Here is a 17,550-nt window from a genome sequence, read left to right on the forward strand (position 1 = left end):
GGACGAGCGGGTACGACTCCAACCTTGCACATTTTGGCCGTTGTCTCAGCCCGGCCCTGACCCCTGTGCGGCGGCGACCCTCACCATGCCTCCTTGCCATCCCCGTGGGCATCCAACCATGCCCAGGTGAGGCACTCCACCGGCACCCGGGCGAGCCGCCCTCACCCGAATGGCCTACGGACGAGCGAACCGGCCCCCGCGCCGGCCGGCTGCGGCACGGGCGGCGGCCACGGGTGCCGGGACAGGGCGCGGCCCAGCGCGGCGACCACGCAGGGGTCGAACTGGCTGCCCGTGCACCGCCGCAGCTCGGCCAGCGCGGCGGCGGCCGGGCGGGCCTGGCGGTAGCTGCGGGTGGAGGTCATGGCGTCCAGCGCGTCGGCCACCGCGACGATCCGGGCCGGCCACGGGATGAGCCGTCCGGCCAGGCCGTGCGGATATCCGGCGCCGTCGAGGCGTTCGTGGTGGTGCAGGACGGCCACCCGGGCCACCGCGGGCACCCCGGTGTCCCGGACCAGCGCGTAGCCGTGCCCGGGGTGCCGCTGCACGGTCCGCCGCTCGGCGGCGGTGAGCGGCCCCGGCTTGCGCAACAGGGCCCCGGGGACGCCGAGTTTGCCGATGTCGTGCAGGGTCCCGGCGAGCCGCAGCGCGGCCACCAGGTCGCCGCTGAGGCGCAGTTCCGCCCCGATCAGGGCGCTGGCCTGCCCGACGCGGTCGCCGTGGCCGCGGGTGTAGGGGTCCTTGAGCTGCATGGCGGCGACCAGCTCCGTGACCGGGCTCACCGCCGGACCCCGGCCCGGCCCGTCGGCGGAAAGGATTCTGCGCGGTCAGGGCCGCTGCGGCCGGCATCGTAGGGATACGGCACGGCGGCCTCCTCCGGCAAGCACACGGCGGGCGCGGCCCCATCGGAGGCCCTGGCCCCGGCGGGAACACCCGCCGGTATTCAGGACGATAGGGCCGCGCCCGCCGTCGCAGTGCGGAAAGCTCGCTTTACGCCCGTACGGGCGACCCTCGCCGTACCCGTGTTGACGCCGAAGCCGGCCGGGCGAGGGCGCGGGCTAGGACGCCGGTTCGGCGGCGGACCCGGTCCGGGAGGCCGTCGCGGACGCGGACGCCGAGGTGGACGCGGGGGGCGACGCGGAAGGGGAACCCGCCGCGGACGCGGAGTCGGTGGTGGACGCGGCGCCCGCGCGGATCATCTCGATCCGCATCATCACCTTCGACCGCAGGTCGGTCGGTACGTCGTCGGAGCCGCAGCACCGCTTCACCAGCTTCTTCACGGCCTGCTCGAGCCCGTACTTCTCCAGGCACGGGTGGCACTCCTCGAAGTGCTGCCTGAATTTGGTGCAGGCGTCGTCGGACATCTCGTTGTCGAGATATTCGTAGAGGTGGCCCAGCACCTCCGAGCAGTCCGTCTCATGCGCGTTGCCGCAACTCATGAATCCGCGCCCTTCTCATTTCCCGCGCCCGCCGGGACCAGCCCGCGGTCACGGGCGTAGTCCTCGAGCAGCTCGCGCAGCTGACGACGCCCGCGGTGCAGCCTGGACATCACCGTGCCGATGGGCGTTCCCATGATGTCCGCGATCTCCTTGTAGGCAAAGCCCTCGACATCCGCGAGATACACCGCGATGCGGAATTCCTCCGGGATCGCCTGGAGGGCCGCCTTCACGTCGGAGTCGGGCAGGTGGTCGAGCGCCTGCGACTCAGCGGAGCGCAGACCCGTCGACATGTGCGACTCGGCGCGGGCGAGCTGCCAGTCCTCGATGTCCTCCGAGCCGCTGCGCAGCGGCTCGCGCTGCTTCTTGCGGTAGGAGTTGATGAAACTGTTGGTGAGGATGCGGTAGAGCCAGGCCTTCAGATTGGTGCCCTCACGGAACTGGTGGAAGGACGCGTACGCCTTCGCGTACGTCTCCTGCACCAGATCCTCCGCGTCGGCCGGATTGCGGGTCATCCGCAGCGCGGCCGAGTACATCTGGTCGAGGAACCCAAGGGCGTCCCGCTCGAAGCGCTCGGTGCGCCGCGCGCTGCTCTCCTGTGCTGCCTGACCGGACGCACCCGCGGTTTCCGCCGTGCTGTCGTCGGTGCCGGTGACCGGACCCACCTCCTCAGAAACGCCAGCGAGTCCCAAAGCGGACACGCTCGTCTCGGAGGATATTGCACTGGCGAGTGATGCGCCCGATCCGCCCTTGCCACGGTCCTTGCCGTCGCCCTTGGCGGGCCATTCCGCCCAGTTCACAAATGGTGCGGCGACCGCCGACTGCGCGGTGGCCTCTGCGCGGGGCCGGCATGCGGCTGAAACCATGCGGATGCCTCTCTCACCGGAGCTTTGTCACAGCTTTTCGCTCTTCCGCATGGCACAACGCCACTGTTGCTGTCGTCATTCCCGCGGTGGAGCCGAAGCGCAACCCGGAGCACGACCGGAGACGTAGGACCAGGGCCGCTTCCCCGGCTCAGCGGTGCCCGCTGCGGCTTCCGGTTCGCCCGCCGGCGTGCGCGGTGGCGTGCCCGAGGTCGGCGAGCCAGTCGGCGACAGCCCCGGTCAGCACGGCGAGTGCCTCCTCCTGGGTGACGCCGGCCCGCTTGGGCACCCCGAAGCCGTGGTCCGCGTACGGCACCTCCACCGGCTCGCGGCCCGGCGGGAATTCGGCGGGGCGGCCGAACGGGTCGTGGCCGCCCTGCACGGTCAGCAGCGGCAGGATGTCGGCGGCGGCGGTCAGTTCTGCGGCCCGCGACGAGCCCGGGCGGCCCGGCGGGTGCAGCGGGAAGGCCAGCGCCAGGACGGCGGCGGCGCCGAGGCGTTCGGCCGTACGGCAGGCGACCCGGGCACCGGCGCTGCGCCCGCCGGCGATCACCGGCAGGCCCGGCGAGGCGAGGGCGGGCCACAGCACGGTCCAGCCGGCGTCCAGGGTGGCCGGCGCGGGGGCGAGTCTGCGGCCCGCGACCCGCCACGGCTGCTCGACCAGCGCGACGACCACGCCTGCGGCGGGCAGCACGGCGGCCAGCGCGGCCAGGTCCCGCGCCTCGATGCCGCCGCCCGCGCCGTGGCCGAGCGCGAGCACGCTGCGCGGCCGGGTGGCGGCGTACCAGCTGATCCGCGCGGGACCTGCCGGGGTGTCGGCCTCTTCGGTGCGGGCGGCTGCGGGGGCGGGCGGTGCGTCCATCAGAAAAGTGTCTCCTCCTCGGGCGCGGGCAGCTCGTCGAGCAGCTCGGGGCCGTTGTTCGCGACATTGCTCACCGCCATGCCCACCGGGTAGGCCCGCATCAGGCCCTCGGGCGGCGGAGCGAGGAGGCCGCGCAGCACATCGGGGTCGGTGGTGGCCGGGTCGAGCCAGGCGTCCCACCGGTCGGGGGTGATCACCAGCGGCATCCGGGGGTGGATGTCGGCCAGCGCGCGCGGGCCCCGGCCCTCGTAGCCGGCCAGCTCGCCGGTCTCGGCCGCGGTGGTGATCACCGTGCAGGTGGTCCACCAGGCGCGCGGGTGGTCGTCGGGCAGGGTGCGGTCGCGCCAGAACTCGTACAGCCCGGCCATCGCCATCACCGAGCCGTCGGCGGGCGTGACGAAATACGGCTGCTTGCGGCCCCGCTTGCGCCTGCCCTGCTCCTCAAGCTGCCGCTCGCCCTCCCCGGTCACCCACTCGTAGTAGCCGTCGGCCGGTATCAGACAGCGCCTGGCGGCCAGGGCGCGGCGGAAGGACGGCTTCTCGGCGGCCGTCTCGGCCCGCGCGTTGATCATCTTCACGCCCACGTCGGGCGTCTTCGCCCAGGACGGGACCAGGCCCCAGCGCAGCACGCGCAGCTGGCGTACCGGCTCGGGGGAACCGGAGTCCCGCACCGGACGGTCCAGTACGACAGGGACGTCCTTCGTCGGCGCCACGTTGTAGTCCGGGGCAAGGGTCTCGGTGGGCTCCCACTTCGTGACGCCGAAGAGGCCCGTGAGATCTTCTGGTTTCCGGCTCGCCGCATATCGACCGCACATGGGTGCCAGACTGCCACGACCGCGGGCCCCGGCGGCGACCGGATCGCAAGGGCGTACGAAGCAAGCGCGGGGCAGGACGCAGGAGGGAATGAGCGCCGAATGAACGTCGCGAGCATCGCCGGGATGTGGGACCGGCTGACCGGGACGCAGGCCGACCCGCCGCGCTGGCTGATCTGGGCGACCGCGGTGCTGGCCCTGGCGGCGGTGCTGTCCGGCGGGGTCTGGCGGATCGTGCGCAACGCGGTGACGATCGCGCACGAGGGCGGGCACGGTCTGGTGGCGCTGCTCACCGGCCGGCGGCTCGACGGCATAAGGCTGCATTCGGACACCTCGGGATTGACGGTCTCCCGCGGCAGAGCGCGCGGCCCCGGCATGGTGCTGACCGCCGCGGCCGGCTACACGGCGCCGCCGCTGCTGGGCCTGGCGGGCGCGGCCCTGCTGGCGGCCGGGCACATAACGGCGCTGCTGTGGGGGGCCACGGCGCTGCTGCTGGCGATGCTGGTGATGATCCGCAACGCGTACGGGGCTCTGACGGTGGTGCTGACCGGGGCGCTCTTCCTGCTGGTGTCCTGGGTCACCAAAGCGCAGGTCCAGGCGGCCTTCGCCTATCTGGTGGTGTGGTTCCTGCTGGCCGGCGGCGCCCGTCCGGTCGCCGAATTGCAGCGCTCCAGGCGCCGGGACCGCAGCGGGAACTCCGACGCCGACCAGCTGGGCCGGCTGACCGGGACGCCGGCCGCGCTGTGGCTGTTCTTCTTCTACGTGATCGCGCTGTGCGCGGTCGTCGGCGGCGGGCAATGGCTGCTGATCCGCTGACCCCGCCGACCGGAAGTGAGCGTTCCGGTCCGGATGACCTTCATGTGACACCTGGTTTCCGGGAGGTTTCGGCTGATTCGCCAACTTATCTCCCCGTACCCGAGCCACTACGCTGGGCCTCATGAGCGACAGCGCCGCGCACTCCCCCCTCCGGTGGGCCGCCCCCACCGCGCCCGGTGCCGTTGACGCGACCGTCACGGTGCCCGGATCGAAGTCGGTGACCAACCGTGCCCTGGTGCTTGCCGCGCACTCCTCGGAACCCGGATGGCTGCGCCGCCCGCTGCGCAGCCGGGACACCGTCCTGATGGCCGACGCGCTGCGGGCGATGGGCGTCCAGATCGACGAGACGGTCAACCCCGACGGCGGCGAGGCCTGGCGGATCATCCCCGCGGGGCTGCGCGGCCCGGCGACCGTCGACGTCGGCAACGCGGGCACGGTGATGCGCTTCCTGCCGCCGGTGGCCGCGCTCGCCGACGGCCCGGTCCGCTTCGAGGGCGACGCACGCGCGTACGAGCGCCCGCTGCACGGCGTGATCGACGCGCTGCGCGCCCTGGGCGCGCGGATAGACGACGAGGGCCGCGGGTCACTGCCGCTGACCGTCTACGGCGCCGGGTCGCTGACCGGCGGCGCGGTGGACGTCGACGCCTCCTCCTCGTCGCAGTTCGTCAGCGCCCTGCTGCTGTCGGGGCCGCGCTTCAACAAGGGCCTGGAGATCCGGCACACCGGCCGTGCGCTGCCCTCGGTCCCGCACATCCGGATGACCGTGGACATGCTGCGCAAGGCCGGCGCCCGGGTGGACGCCCCGCAGAGCGGCGGCGCCAGGAACGTCTGGCGGGTCACCGCGGGCGCCCTGCTCGGCCGGGACGTCACGGTGGAGCCCGACCTGTCGAACGCGGCGCCCTTCCTGGCCGCGGCCCTGGTCACCGGCGGCCGGGTGACCGTGCCCGGCTGGCCGCGCAGGACCACCCAGCCCGGCGACGCGCTGCGGGAGATCTTCACCCGGATGGGCGGCTCGTACGAACAGACCGACCACGCGCTGACCTTCCGCGGCACCGGGCGGATCCGCGGCATCACCGCCGACCTGCACGACGTGGGCGAGCTGACCCCGGTGATCGCGGCGGTCGCGGCGCTCGCCGAGTCCGAGTCGGAGCTGACCGGGATCGCGCACCTGCGGCTGCACGAGACCGACCGGCTCGCGGCGCTGGCCAAGGAGCTGGGCGAGATGGGCTGCGACATCACCGAGACCGGCGACAGCCTGCGCATCCGCCCGCGCCCGCTGCACGGCGGCGACTTCCACACCTACGAGGACCACCGCCTGGCCACCGCGGCCGCGGTCCTCGGCCTGGTCGTGGAGGGCGTCCGGGTGGAGGACGTGGCGACGACCGCCAAGACACTGCCGGACTTCCCCGAGCTGTGGACCACGATGCTGGGCGTACCGGCGGGACAGGGCTGAAAAGTGCGGCGCTACGGCAAGAACCCGGACGAGGACGACATCAGGGTCCGCCCCAACAGCAGGGGCACCCGGCCGCGTACGACCATCAGGCCCAAGCACGAGGACGCCGCCGAGGGCATGGTGCTGACCGTGGACCGCGGCCGGCTCACCGTCCTGGTCGACCACCGCGAGGTCACCGCCATGAAGGCCCGCGAGCTGGGCCGCAAGTCCGCGGTCGTCGGCGACCGGGTCGCGGTGGTCGGCGACCTGTCGGGGGCCAAGGACACGCTGGCCCGGATAGTCAGGGTCGAGGCGCGCAGGTCGGTGCTGCGGCGCACCGCCGACGACGACGACCCCTTCGAGCGGGTGGTCGTCGCCAACGCCGACCAGCTGGCCATCGTCACCGCGCTCGCCGACCCCGAGCCGCGCCCGCGGATGATCGACCGCTGCCTGGTCGCGGCCTACGACGCCGGCCTCGACCCGCTGCTGGTGCTCACCAAGTCCGACCTGGCGCCCGCGGCGCCGCTGCTGGAGACGTACGGGGCCCTCGACCTGTCCTACGTGGTCACCAATCGGGACGACTTCCTGACCGGCGGGGTGGACCAGATCCGCGAACGCCTCGCCGGCCGGGTCACCGCCTTCGTCGGGCACAGCGGTGTCGGCAAGACCACCCTGGTCAACGCGCTGGTGGAGCGTCAGCGCAGCACCGGTGTGGTCAATGCGGTGACCGGGCGCGGCCGGCACACCACCACCTCGGCGCTCGCGCTGCCGCTGCCCGGCGCGGGACCCGAGGGGGCGGCGGGCTGGGTCATCGACACCCCGGGCGTCCGCTCCTTCGGGCTGCACCACATCGACCCGTCCCGGGTCATCAAGGCCTTCCCCGACCTGGAGCCCGGCACCGAGGAGTGCCCGCGCGGCTGTTCGCACGACGAGAAGGACTGCGCCCTGGACGCCTGGGTGGCGGCGGGCCACGCGGAACCCGCCCGTCTCGACTCGCTGCGCCGCCTGCTGGCCACCCGGGAGCGCCGCGAGGGCGACTGACCGGTACGGTGGGGCCGCCTCACTTCCGCCTCATTCCGCCCTGTGCTGTGTGATGATCGACAGCGCACGCGCCGGTGCACGACCGGCGGAGATGCGGGTATGAGCAGCGCGAGCGGCCGCAGCGGGCGGCGCGAGCGGAACGAGCCGAAACGGAGGCGCCCCGATGGCCTGGCTCCTGGTGGTGGTCGCGGGTCTCTTCGAGACCGGCTTCGCGGTCTGCCTCAAGCTGTCGCACGGCTTCACCCGCCTGTGGCCTACGGTTGCCTTCTGCGTCTTCGCCCTCGGCTCCTTCGGCCTGCTCACCCTGTCGCTGAAAAAGCTCGACGTCGGTCCCGCGTACGCCGTCTGGACCGGTATCGGCGCGGCGGGCACCGCGATCTACGGCATGGCCTTCCTCGGCGACCTGGTCTCCGCCCTCAAGCTCGCGTCGATCTCACTGGTCGTCGTGGGCGTCATCGGCCTGCAGATCTCCGGCTCCTCGCACTGACCCCGGCCCCGCCCGGCGGTCGCCGCGCCATGCTCCGAGCCGGCCGGCACCGTTCCTGAACCGCCGTCCCGGTCCTGAGCCGCCGTCCCGCTCACAGCACCGCCCGCTCGGCCGGGAAGTGGCAGGCCGTCACATGGTCGGCGCCCTGCTCCGCCAGCGGCGGTACGTCGGCGGTGCACCGCGCGCGCCGCTCCTCCCCCAGGGTCGCGAAGACCGGGCAGCGGGAGCGGAAGGCGCAGCCCGGCAGCCGCCGGGTCGGACTCGGCGGGTCGCCGGGCAGCAGGATGCGGGTACGGGCCCGCTCGCGTACCGGGTCGGGCAGCGGCACCGCCGACAGCAGCGCCTGGGTGTACGGGTGCAGGGGCCGGGCGAAGACCTCGCCGACCGCGCCCGCCTCGACCGTACGGCCCAGATACATCACGCTCACCCGGTCCGCGATGTGCCGCACCACGGACAGGTCGTGCGACACGAACAGGTAGGCCAAACCCAGTTCGGCCCGCAGCCGCAGCAGCAGGTTGACGATGCCGGCCTGCACCGACACGTCGAGCGCCGAGACCGGCTCGTCCAGGACCAGCAGCCTCGGATCGACCGCCAGGGCGCGGGCGATGCCGATGCGCTGGCGCTGGCCGCCGGAGAATTCGTGCGGGAAGCGGTCCGCGTGCGCCGGGTCGAGGCCGACCTGGCGCAGCAGTTCCGGCACCCGGCGGGCGATACGGCCCCGGTCGGCGCGCTGGGCGCGCAGCGGCTCGGCGACGATGTCGCCGACCGGCAGCCGCGGGTCGAGACTGGCCATCGGGTCCTGGAAGACGATCTGCACCTGCGCGCGCAGGGCGTGCGCCTCGCGCCGGGTCAGCGCGTCCGTGCCGCGGCCCAGCACCTCGACGCTGCCGCGCTCCGGCCGTTTCAGCTCCAGGATCTCGAAGAGGGTGGTGGACTTGCCCGAGCCCGACTCGCCGACCAGGCCGAGGACTTCGCCGGTCCTGATGTCGAGGTCCACCTCGTCCACGGCGTACACCGAGCCGACCCGGCGCTTGAGCACCGCGCCCTTGAGCAGGGGGAAGGTCCTGGCCAGGCCGGCGACCCGCAGCACGGTGTCCCCGTCGGGCCGCCGGTCCGCCACGGGCGCCGCCGGGCTCTCGGCGACGGCCACCGGGAAGACGTCGAGCGGCCCGAGCCCGGCGATCTCGTCGGACCGCACGCAGGCTGCCAGGTGCGTGGCCCGCGCACGGGCGGTGACGTCGGCTGACGGCGCGGCGGGCGCTGCCGCCGCCGGTTCGGCTTTCCGCAGCGCGGGCGCCGGCTCCGCCACCGCGATCGGCCCGGGTACCGCCGTCGCTTCGGGTCCCGCCGATCCGGCCTCCGCCGGCGCCCGTTCCGGCTCGGCCGGGGCGGTCGGCCCCGGCTCCGCCACCGCGGTCAGCCCCGGTTCCGCCGCCCGGCAGCGGGCCTCGGCCAGGGGGCAGCGCGGGGCGAAGGCGCAGCCGGGCGGGAGCGAGCCGGGCACGGGCGGGGCGCCGGGGATCGGCACCAGCGGTTCGGGCCGCCCCTTCGCGTCCGCGTCCAGCCGCGGCACCGCGCCGATCAGGCCCAGCGTGTACGGCATCCGCGGCCGGGCGAACAGCGCGTCCACCGGCGCGGTCTCCACGATCCGGCCCGCGTACATCACCGCGACCCGGTCCGCGCTGCCCGCGATGACGCCCAGGTCGTGGCTGACCAGCAGCAGGGCGGCGCCGGTCTCGCGCTGCGCCGTGCGCAGCACGTCGAGCACCTGGGCCTGCACGGTCACGTCGAGCGCGGTGGTGGGCTCGTCGGCGAGGATGACGTCGGGGTCGTTCGCGACGGCCATGGCGATCATGGCGCGCTGCCGCATGCCGCCGGAGAATTCGTGCGGGAAGGCCGCGGCCCTGATCCGCGGCTCGGGGATGCCGACCAGGTCGAGGAGCTCCACCGCCCGCTCGGCGGCCCGCTCCCGGGAGAGGTCCTGGTGGGCGCGCAGCGCCTCGGCGATCTGGTCGCCGATCCGGTAGACCGGCGTGAAGGCGGACAGCGGGTCCTGGAAGACCATGGCGATCCGGTTGCCGCGCACCGCGGACAGCGCCGCGTCGGTGGCGCCCACCAGTTCTGTCCCGTCGAGGCGTACCGAGCCGCGTACGCGCGCGCCGCCCGGCAGCAGCCCCATTGCGGCGAGCGCGGTCACCGACTTGCCCGAGCCCGACTCGCCGACCAGGCCCAGGACTTCGCCGCGGTGCAGGACCAGGTCGACACCGCGCACGGCGGGCACCGTACCGAAGTCCACCTCCAGGCCTCGGATGTCGAGCACGACGTCGTCCGGCACCGACTCCGTCACCGGGCCGCCCCCTTCGTGCGCCGCCGCGTGGACGTCGGGTCGATCGCGTCGCGCAGACCGTCGCCGATCAGGTTCACCGCGAGCACGAAGACGACCAGCAGCCCGGCGGCGAAGAAGAACATCCACGGGTAGGTGACCGCGGCCCCGGTGCCGTCGGCGATCAGGGTGCCGAGCGAGACGTCGGGCGACTGCACGCCGAAGCCGAAGTAGGACAGCGCGGTCTCGCTCATCACGGCGGTGCCCACCGCGATGGTCGCGTCGATGATGAGGAAGGACGCCACATTGGGCACGATGTGCCGGACGATGATCCGCAGCGGCCCGACGCCCATGTAGCGGGCCGCCCGGACGAATTCCCGCTCCCGCAGCGAGATCGCCATCGACCGCACCACCCGGGCGGTGACCATCCACGCGAAGAGCGCGAGCAGCAGCGCGAAGATCAGCCAGCCGCCGCCCTTGAGCCGCGGCGAGACCACGGAGATCACCAGGAAGCTGGGGAAGATCAGCAGCAGGTCGGTGACGAAGGTCAGCAGCCGGTCGGTCCAGCCGCCGAAGTAGCCCGCGCACGCGCCGACGGCGGCGGCGCCCGCGGTCGCGGCCACCCCGACCAGCAGCCCGATGATCAGCGACTTCTGCAACCCGCGCACGGTCTGCGCGAAGACGTCCTGGCCGATCCTGTTGGTGCCCCACCAGTGCCGGGACGAAGGCGCCGAGCGCAGCGCGGTGTAGTCGATGTCGCTGTAGCTCCACCGGGTCAGGTGCGGCCCCGCGAAGGCGAGCACGAACAGCAGCGCCACCACGACCAGGCCCGCGACGGCGCTGGGGTGGCCGGCGAAGCGGCGCAGGGTGACCCTGACCCGGCTGGGCGGCCCCGCGACCAGGCCGTCGTCGTCCTCGGCTCCGGCGAGCAGGGTCTCTGGTGCGGTGGCCATGGCGGTGTGGTGGCCCCTTGTCGTGAAGCCGCGGTCAGCGGCGGTGGTCGGAACCCTGATCGGGCGTACCCGTCAGGCGTGGCGGATACGCGGGTCGAGGGCGGCGTGCAGCAGATCGGCGACGAAGCCGGACAGCAGGACGACGACGGCCGCGAACGTACTGACCGCGACGACCGAGTTGACGTCGTCCTTGCCGATCGAGGCGACCAGCCACTCCCCCATGCCGTGCCACCCGAAGATCGCCTCGGTGAAGATCGCGCCGGTGAAGACCGCGAGGAAGTTGTAGGAGAAGAAGGTCGACATCGGGATGAGCGCGGTACGCAGCCCGTGCTTGAGCAGCGCCTTGCGCCGGGTCAGGCCCTTGGCCCGGGCGGTGCGCAGGTAGTCGGAGCCGAGGACGTCGAGCATGGTACTGCGCTGGTAGCGGCTGTAGGTGGCGATGGTGATCAGCCCGATCGACAGGCTCGGCAGCAGCAGGTGCACGGCCCGGTCCTTGGCGTGCGCGAACCAACCGCCGTGCAGACCGGGGGTCTTCTCGCCGGTGAACCTGATCAGGTCGGTGCCCAGCGCCTGGTTGAGCTTGATGGCGCCGATCTTGAGCAGCACCGCGAGCAGGAAGACCGGGGTGGACAGCAGGACGAAGGAGGTGACGGTGACGAGCCGGTCGGACAGCCGGTACTGCCTGACCGCGGTCCAGGCGCCGGCCAGCACGCCGATCACCGTGCCGGCCACGGTGCCGACCACCAGCAGCCGCAGGCTGACCCCGACCCGGCGGCCGAACTCGGCGTTGACCGAGGTGCCGTCGATGGTGCTGCCGAGGTCGCCGCGCACCGCGTGGGACGCCCAGTGCCCGAACCGGTCGTAGAGCAGGGTGTGGTCGTTGATGCCGAGCGCGCTGAGCTGCGCGTCGACGGCGGCGGGCCGCGGCGGCGGCTGCCGGGCCTCGAAGTACGCCCGCGGCTGGAGCGCGGTGGCCGCCAGCGCGTACGACAGGCACACGGCGACCAGCAGCAGGACCACGTAATAACCCAGCCGCCGGGCCAGATACGCGAGCACATCGGGTCCTCTCTCCGGCGTCACCACGATCCTCGGGGCATTGTGTTACCGCAATATGAAGAGGCCGTGTCGGCATTACCAAAGAGGCGCGTGGGGCGGCGGTGGCGGTCTAGCGTCAAGCGCCAGTGCCGTGCCCGGAGGGGCAGCGGATGCTGGTGCGCCGTGCCCGACGACCGGAGGAGCCACCCATGCCCAGGATGTTCGGCGGACCCGCCACCGCGGTCGCCATGGCCCTTTCCACCGCGGTGCTGGTCGCGGGGTGCAGCGGCGGCTCCGACGACGACGGGAAAGCGGCGCCGAAGAAGAGCGCCGCGGCGCCCGTGGTGGGCACCTCGGGGATCAACGCGCAGCCCGCGAGCAGGGTCAAGCAGGGCGGCACCTTGAAGCTGTCGATCCAGCAGTGGATCTCGCAGTGGAATTTCTACCAGGTGGACGGCACGCAGGGTGACGCCCAGAGCATCGACGTCCAGGTGCTGCCGAGCCTCTTCCGCTACGACGCCAAGGGCGTCTCGCAGCTCGACAAGGACTTCCTGGTCTCGGCCACCGTCACCTCCACCACCCCGCAGGTGGTCACCTACACCCTGAACCCGAAGGCCAGGTGGTCCGACGGCAAGCAGCTGAGCTGGCAGGACTTCGCCACCCAGTGGAAGGCGCTGAACGGCAAGGACGACCGCTACCTGGTCGCCGACACCAGCGGCTACGACCAGATCTCCGCGGTCACCAGGGGCGTTGACGACCAGCAGGTGAAGGTCACCTTCGGCAAGCCGTACGCCGACTGGCAGCGGCTCTTCCGCCCGCTGCTGCCCGCCCCCTCGATCGCGACGCCCGAGCTGTTCAACAAGGGCTGGCTGGGCAAGGTCCCGATCACCGGCAACTCCTGGAGGATCAGCGGGTACGACACGACCGCGCAGACCGTCACGACCGTGCCCGACCCCCACTGGTGGGGCGCGAAGCCGAAGTTGGACGCGATCATCTACCGGGCGCTGGACACCTCGGCGGATACCGACGCGTATCTCAACAAGGAGATCGACGAGACCCCGGCCTTCCAGCCGGAGGACTACAAGCGGCTGGCGAAGTCCCCCGACACCGCCATCAGGACCGGCTCGCGCTGGGACGAGGTCCACATCACCCTCAACGGCGCCCGCGGCCCGCTCCAGGACCTCGCCGTACGGCAGGCGGTGGACCTGGCGATCGACCGGCAGGGCATCGTCGCCGCCTTCTCCAAGGACCTGCCCTTCACCGTCAAGCCGCTCGACAACCACTTCTTCATGCCCAACCAGCAGGGCTACCAGGACAACGCGGGCAAGTGGGGCGACTACGACCTCGCGGGCGCCAGGAAGCTGCTCGGCCAGGCCGGCTGGCAGGACAACGGCCCCGGCAAGCCGCGCACCAAGGGCGGCAAGCAGCTCACCCTGCAATATGTGATCAGCGCCGGAAGCAGCTCGTCGGCCACCGACCAGGCGCAGCTGGTGCAGGCGCAGCTCGGCCAGGCCGGCATCGCGGTGAAGATCCAGACGGTCCCGTCCAACGACTTCTTCGAGAAGTACGTCAACACCGGCGCCTTCGACCTGGTCAGCTTCCGCAACGTCGACGCGCTCTTCCACACCCTGCTGTACTCGACCTTCCAGGCGCCGACCGGCTCGCAGGTGTACGGCAACTACGGCCGGATCACGACCCCGCAGATCCAGCAGCTGATCACCCAGGCCGCGCAGACCACCGACCGGACCGCGGCCGACGCGCTCTACAACCAGGCGGACGCGAAGATCTGGGAGCAGGTGCACTCCATCGAGCTGTACCAGCGCCCGCAGATCGTCGCGGTCCGCAAGGGCCTGGCCAACTTCGGCGCCTCGGGCCTGGCGGACTGGGACTACGACCGCATGGGCTGGACCTCCTAGGAAGCTGGACCTCCTCGGAAGAGGTGCCCGCCGGCTCCCGGGAGGAGGTGTCCCGCGGCTCCCCCGCCGGAGCCGCGGGACGCGCGGGCGGGGCGCGGACCGGCGGGCCGCGCACCGCCGCGCTACTGTTCGGCGCATGCCCGACTTCAACGACGACCTGCGGCTGGCCCATGTGCTGGCCGACGCCGCCGACGCCGCGACCATGGCGCGCTTCAAGGCACTCGACCTCAAGGTCGAGACCAAGCCCGACCTCACACCGGTCAGCGAGGCGGACAAGGAGGCCGAGGAGCTGATCCGCGGCCAGTTGGGCCGTGCCAGGCCGCGCGACGCGGTGCTCGGCGAGGAGTACGGCAGCCACGGCTCGGGCCCCAGACGCTGGATCGTCGATCCGATCGACGGCACCAAGAACTACGTCCGCGGGGTACCGGTGTGGGCGACGCTCATCGCGCTGGTGGTACAGGGCGAGCACGGTGCGGACGAGGGGGTCGTCGGGGTGGTCTCGGCGCCGGCCCTCGGCCGCCGCTGGTGGGCGGCGAAGGGCACCGGCGCGTACACCGGGCGCAGCCTGTCGTCGGCGACCCGGCTGCACGCCTCCCGGGTGAGCCGGCTCGAGGACGCGTCCTTCGCGTACTCGTCGCTGAGCGGCTGGGAGGAGCAGGGCCGCCTCGACGGCTTCCTGCACCTGACCCGCAACTGCTGGCGGACCCGCGGCTACGGGGACTTCTGGCCGTACATGATGGTGGCCGAGGGGTCGGTGGACATCTGCGCCGAGCCCGAGCTGAGCCTGTGGGACATGGCGGCGAACGACGTGATCGTCCGGGAGGCGGGCGGCCGGTTCACCTCGCTGGACGGGGTGCCCGGTCCCTTCGGCGGCAACGCGGCGGCGTCCAACGGGCTGCTGCACGAGGAACTGCTGGGGTATCTCGGCGGTTCATGAGCAACTGCCGGGGCTTTCCGGGCGGTTCGTGAACGCGGCTGCGCGGTGTCGCGGCGATTCGTGACCGAGAGCTACTCATCGCGCGCGGACCCTTGCCCACCACTGGGGTGCGTGTGACTATGAAGGCACCCCCGCTTGTGAATGTGTGAATGCATTCACGGACGGGTCCACCCCAGGAGGTGCCCGACCATGCTGGTCAGCGACGCGATGACGACGATGGTTCTCACCATCGGCCCCGCCCACACTCTCCGCCAGGCCGCCGAGTTGATGTCCGCCCGCCGGGTCGGCGCGGCGATCGTCCTCGACACCGACACCTGCGGACTCGGCATTCTGACGGAGCGTGACGTGCTCAACGCCGTGGGCGCGGGCCTGAGCCCCGACCACGAGCCGGCGCACGCCCACACCACCACCGACGTCGTCTTCGCCGGACCCCGGTGGACGCTGGAGGAGGCGGCCACCGCGATGCTGCGCGGCGGCTTCCGCCATCTGATCGTGCTGGACGGCCACGAGCCGGTCGGCGTGGTCTCGGTGCGCGACATCATCCGCTGCTGGGCGCCGGTGAAAGCCGCGGTCCCGGCGTAGCCGCCCAGCGCCCCGACCCCGGGCGCGACGAAGGGGCCGGAGCCCCTTGGCATCCGGCCCCTTCGGCCTCTCGGTCAAGCGCAGGGCCGGGCGGCGGAGGGCCTGGACCGCCGCCACCCGGCGCCTGCCGAAGTCTCTTGCGGCCACAGCGGGCGCCGCTTCCGGCTGTCACCGGAATCGATCCTACGATAGACAGAGTCCAAACCGAGAAGAATCCCAGACACGGACCGATTCGCACTCCGGACCCCCGCTGTTAGGCTGGTGCCCATGAGTGACCTGCTGGAACGACTCCGCGAACGCGGCTGGCGGCTGACCGCGCAGCGGCGGGTCGTCGCCGAGGTCCTCGACGGCGACCACGTGCACCTCACCGCCGACGAGGTGCACGCCCGCGCCATAGAGCGGCTGCCGGAGATCTCCCGCGCCACCGTCTACAACACGCTGGGCGAGATGGTGACCATCGGCGAGATCATCGAGGTCGCCACGGACGGGCGCGCCAAGCGCTACGACCCCAACGCGCACCGGCCGCACCAGCACCTGGTCTGCTCCCGCTGCGGCACCGTCCGCGATGTGCACCCGCACGGCGACCCGCTCACCGCGCTGCCCGCCGCCGAACGGTTCGGCTTCACCGTCGCCACCGCCGAGGTCACCTATCGGGGACTGTGCCGCGACTGCTCGTAACGCGACGCCCCCCGCACCGTGGGCGACGGTTGCCGCCCGCCGCCGATACGGGCAGCGGCCCGGCGGACCGCCGCCTCGGGGCGTACACCGCCGATCCAGCGGATCTCCGCCGGCACCTCGCCCGGCGCCCTGGCCGCCAGCGCCTCGAAGACCTCACGGGCCGCACCCGGGTCGGGGTCCATCGCCAGCGGGCCGAGCAGCCCGACCAGTTCCTCGCGCGGGGCCAGTCGCCCCACCGCCCTGACCGCCGCCCTGCGCACCATCGGGGGTGACTGGCGCCGCTGGTCCAGCAGCCGCATCAGGGCCGGCACATCGGCCGCGTCCCCGCACTCCCCCAGGCCCGCCGCGAGCCCGGCCAGCAGCCGCACCGGCGTCGTCCGGCCCGCCCGGCCCAACTGCCTGCGGTAGACCCCCGACGGCGGCTCACCGCGGCCGTACAGCTGCCAGCGGGCCTGCGCCCGTACCATGCGCGCCCGGTCGGCCAGCGGTGCCACCAGCCGCGTCGCCGGTACGTCGGCGGGCAGCGCCGCGACCGCCAGTTCGCGTACGGCCGCGTCCCTGGCCAGCAGCAGCCGGCCTGCCTGGTCCGGGTCGAGGTCGAGCAGCCGCTGCGCGCACAGGGCGCGGCACACCTGGTCGCGGTCCCGCAGCGCGGTACGCAGCAGGTCGCCGCGCGCGTACTCGCCCAGTTCCAGCGCCAAGGCCACGCCGAAGCGGCGGGCGACGCGGTCGGCGTCCGCCACCAGGACCCGCAGCGCCCTGCGGTGCGGCGGGCGGCACAGCAGTCCGCGGTAGTCCCCCAGCAGCGCGCCGGTACGGCTGCGGCCGGCCAGCCGCAGCAGCACGCGTACGGCCGCGGCGACCTCCTCGGGGGCGCTGCGGGCCAGCAGGGCCGCGGTGGCCCTGGCCCTGACCGGCTCCACCCAGTCGGCGGTGCGCAGCGCGAGCCCGGCCACCGCCGCGGGTCCCCCGCAGCAGGCCAGGCCCTCGACGGCGGCCTCCCGTACGTGCCCGTCCGGCGCGAACGACCGCAGCAGCAGCGCCAGTACGTCGGCGCCCGCGGCTCGCGGCGCCGGGCCGGTACGGGCCGCGCGGTCCAGGAGCAGCAGCAGCCTCGGCGGGGCCGCGGTCAGCGCGTCCAACGCCGCCGCGCGCTCGTACGGGGCGCCCTCGGCGGGCAGCGCCAGCAGGCGGCCCAGCAGCGCGTCGACGTCCGCGGGCCGCCCGTCGCGGGCCGCGGCCCCGCACCACTCGGCCCAGCGCCCGCTGACCTCGGCTGCCGCCCCGTCCTGCGGGCAGCGTCCCCGCCGCCTGCGCAACAATCCCGCCTCCTGATGCGCCGTCACCTCGTCCTCCTCCCAGCATCCCCCGCCCCCGCAC

Annotated in this window: 17 protein-coding genes; 8 read left to right on the plus strand and 9 right to left on the minus strand. The window is 73.2% G+C overall.

Annotated elements, in window-relative coordinates:
- Nucleotides 1–161: 161 nt before the first annotated feature.
- The 5 genes from V7E46_RS02205 to V7E46_RS02225 form a co-directional block, all read right to left on the minus strand.
- Nucleotides 162–779 carry an HD-GYP domain-containing protein gene (locus V7E46_RS02205; protein WP_333766802.1) on the minus strand — a complete coding sequence of 206 codons (618 nt, stop codon included), beginning with the start codon at nt 777–779 and terminating at the stop codon, nt 162–164.
- A gap of 276 nt (nt 780–1,055) precedes the next feature.
- Nucleotides 1,056–1,436, minus strand: a complete 381-nt coding sequence (rsrA, locus tag V7E46_RS02210; protein WP_333766803.1) for a mycothiol system anti-sigma-R factor — start codon at nt 1,434–1,436, stop codon at nt 1,056–1,058.
- A complete protein-coding gene (locus V7E46_RS02215) occupies nt 1,433–2,098 on the minus strand; it encodes a sigma-70 family RNA polymerase sigma factor (RefSeq protein ID WP_443053947.1) in 666 nt (221 codons plus the stop codon). The genes rsrA and V7E46_RS02215 overlap by 4 nt, the downstream gene beginning before the upstream one ends.
- 349 nt (nt 2,099–2,447) lie before the next feature.
- Entirely contained in the window at nt 2,448–3,158 is a 711-nt protein-coding gene (locus V7E46_RS02220; RefSeq protein ID WP_333766804.1) for an alpha/beta hydrolase family protein, read from the minus strand.
- Nucleotides 3,158–3,973 carry an SOS response-associated peptidase gene (locus V7E46_RS02225; protein ID WP_333766805.1) on the minus strand — a complete coding sequence of 272 codons (816 nt, stop codon included), beginning with the start codon at nt 3,971–3,973 and terminating at the stop codon, nt 3,158–3,160. Before V7E46_RS02225 ends, V7E46_RS02220 begins: the two co-directional genes overlap by 1 nt.
- 99 nt (nt 3,974–4,072) lie before the next feature.
- Between V7E46_RS02225 and V7E46_RS02230 the strand changes: the two genes are divergently transcribed.
- The 4 genes from V7E46_RS02230 (at nt 4,073) to V7E46_RS02245 (ending at nt 7,746) form a co-directional block, all read left to right on the plus strand.
- Entirely contained in the window at nt 4,073–4,786 is a 714-nt protein-coding gene (locus V7E46_RS02230) for a M50 family metallopeptidase (protein ID WP_333766806.1), read from the plus strand.
- A gap of 121 nt (nt 4,787–4,907) precedes the next feature.
- Nucleotides 4,908–6,239: a 3-phosphoshikimate 1-carboxyvinyltransferase gene (aroA, locus tag V7E46_RS02235; protein ID WP_333766808.1), complete on the plus strand. Its 1,332-nt coding sequence runs from the start codon at nt 4,908–4,910 to the stop codon at nt 6,237–6,239.
- A 3-nt stretch (nt 6,240–6,242) separates the two neighbouring features.
- Nucleotides 6,243–7,259 carry a ribosome small subunit-dependent GTPase A gene (gene rsgA, locus V7E46_RS02240; RefSeq protein ID WP_333766809.1) on the plus strand — a complete coding sequence of 339 codons (1,017 nt, stop codon included), beginning with the start codon at nt 6,243–6,245 and terminating at the stop codon, nt 7,257–7,259.
- Between the two features lie 163 nt (nt 7,260–7,422).
- Nucleotides 7,423–7,746 carry a DMT family transporter gene (locus V7E46_RS02245; protein ID WP_329174923.1) on the plus strand — a complete coding sequence of 108 codons (324 nt, stop codon included), beginning with the start codon at nt 7,423–7,425 and terminating at the stop codon, nt 7,744–7,746.
- 91 nt (nt 7,747–7,837) lie between these two features.
- On the opposite strand, the gene V7E46_RS02250 is transcribed toward V7E46_RS02245, so the two are convergent.
- The 3 genes from V7E46_RS02250 to V7E46_RS02260 all read right to left on the minus strand — a co-directional run bounded on the left by V7E46_RS02250 (nt 7,838) and on the right by V7E46_RS02260 (nt 12,078).
- Entirely contained in the window at nt 7,838–10,093 is a 2,256-nt protein-coding gene (locus V7E46_RS02250; protein WP_333766810.1) for a dipeptide ABC transporter ATP-binding protein, read from the minus strand.
- Nucleotides 10,090–11,022, minus strand: coding sequence for an ABC transporter permease (locus tag V7E46_RS02255; RefSeq protein ID WP_329174927.1), 933 nt, complete (start codon nt 11,020–11,022; stop codon nt 10,090–10,092). The genes V7E46_RS02250 and V7E46_RS02255 overlap by 4 nt, the downstream gene beginning before the upstream one ends.
- A 72-nt stretch (nt 11,023–11,094) precedes the next feature.
- Entirely contained in the window at nt 11,095–12,078 is a 984-nt protein-coding gene (locus V7E46_RS02260; RefSeq protein WP_333766817.1) for an ABC transporter permease, read from the minus strand.
- Between the two features lie 188 nt (nt 12,079–12,266).
- On the opposite strand from V7E46_RS02260, the gene V7E46_RS02265 reads away from it, so the two are divergent.
- From V7E46_RS02265 to V7E46_RS02280, 4 genes are all read left to right on the plus strand, one after another.
- Nucleotides 12,267–13,973, plus strand: a complete 1,707-nt coding sequence (locus tag V7E46_RS02265; protein ID WP_333766811.1) for an ABC transporter family substrate-binding protein — start codon at nt 12,267–12,269, stop codon at nt 13,971–13,973.
- A 136-nt stretch (nt 13,974–14,109) separates the two neighbouring features.
- Nucleotides 14,110–14,910, plus strand: a complete 801-nt coding sequence (hisN, locus tag V7E46_RS02270) for a histidinol-phosphatase (protein WP_333766812.1) — start codon at nt 14,110–14,112, stop codon at nt 14,908–14,910.
- A 189-nt stretch (nt 14,911–15,099) separates the two neighbouring features.
- On the plus strand, nt 15,100–15,492 hold the full coding sequence (locus tag V7E46_RS02275; RefSeq protein ID WP_329174933.1) for a CBS domain-containing protein: 393 nt from the start codon (nt 15,100–15,102) through the stop codon (nt 15,490–15,492).
- A 267-nt stretch (nt 15,493–15,759) separates the two neighbouring features.
- Nucleotides 15,760–16,170 (plus strand): Fur family transcriptional regulator, encoded by a 411-nt coding sequence (locus tag V7E46_RS02280; RefSeq protein ID WP_333766813.1) that lies wholly within the window; start codon nt 15,760–15,762, stop codon nt 16,168–16,170.
- Here V7E46_RS02280 and V7E46_RS02285 read toward each other — a convergent pair.
- Nucleotides 16,140–17,550 (minus strand): hypothetical protein (locus V7E46_RS02285; RefSeq protein WP_333766814.1); only part of this gene is annotated, 1,411 nt, incomplete at its 5' end. The genes V7E46_RS02280 and V7E46_RS02285 overlap by 31 nt on opposite strands.

Source organism: Streptomyces sp. IBSBF 2435, assembly GCF_036815005.1.
Classification (GTDB): Bacteria; Actinomycetota; Actinomycetes; order Streptomycetales; family Streptomycetaceae; genus Actinacidiphila.

Bases quoted from the DNA above. Each gene is read 5' to 3' on its own strand.
- rsrA (WP_333766803.1), bottom strand. From the start codon at position 1,436: ATGAGTTGCGGCAACGCGCATGAGACGGACTGCTCGGAGGTGCTGGGC.
- V7E46_RS02220 (WP_333766804.1), bottom strand. From the start codon at position 3,158: ATGGACGCACCGCCCGCCCCCGCAGCCGCCCGCACCGAAGAGGCCGAC.
- V7E46_RS02225 (WP_333766805.1), bottom strand. From the start codon at position 3,973: ATGTGCGGTCGATATGCGGCGAGCCGGAAACCAGAAGATCTCACGGGC.
- V7E46_RS02230 (WP_333766806.1), top strand. From the start codon at position 4,073: ATGAACGTCGCGAGCATCGCCGGGATGTGGGACCGGCTGACCGGGACG.
- aroA (WP_333766808.1), top strand. From the start codon at position 4,908: ATGAGCGACAGCGCCGCGCACTCCCCCCTCCGGTGGGCCGCCCCCACC.
- V7E46_RS02245 (WP_329174923.1), top strand. From the start codon at position 7,423: ATGGCCTGGCTCCTGGTGGTGGTCGCGGGTCTCTTCGAGACCGGCTTC.
- V7E46_RS02255 (WP_329174927.1), bottom strand. From the start codon at position 11,022: ATGGCCACCGCACCAGAGACCCTGCTCGCCGGAGCCGAGGACGACGAC.
- V7E46_RS02265 (WP_333766811.1), top strand. From the start codon at position 12,267: ATGCCCAGGATGTTCGGCGGACCCGCCACCGCGGTCGCCATGGCCCTT.
- hisN (WP_333766812.1), top strand. From the start codon at position 14,110: ATGCCCGACTTCAACGACGACCTGCGGCTGGCCCATGTGCTGGCCGAC.
- V7E46_RS02275 (WP_329174933.1), top strand. From the start codon at position 15,100: ATGCTGGTCAGCGACGCGATGACGACGATGGTTCTCACCATCGGCCCC.
- V7E46_RS02280 (WP_333766813.1), top strand. From the start codon at position 15,760: ATGAGTGACCTGCTGGAACGACTCCGCGAACGCGGCTGGCGGCTGACC.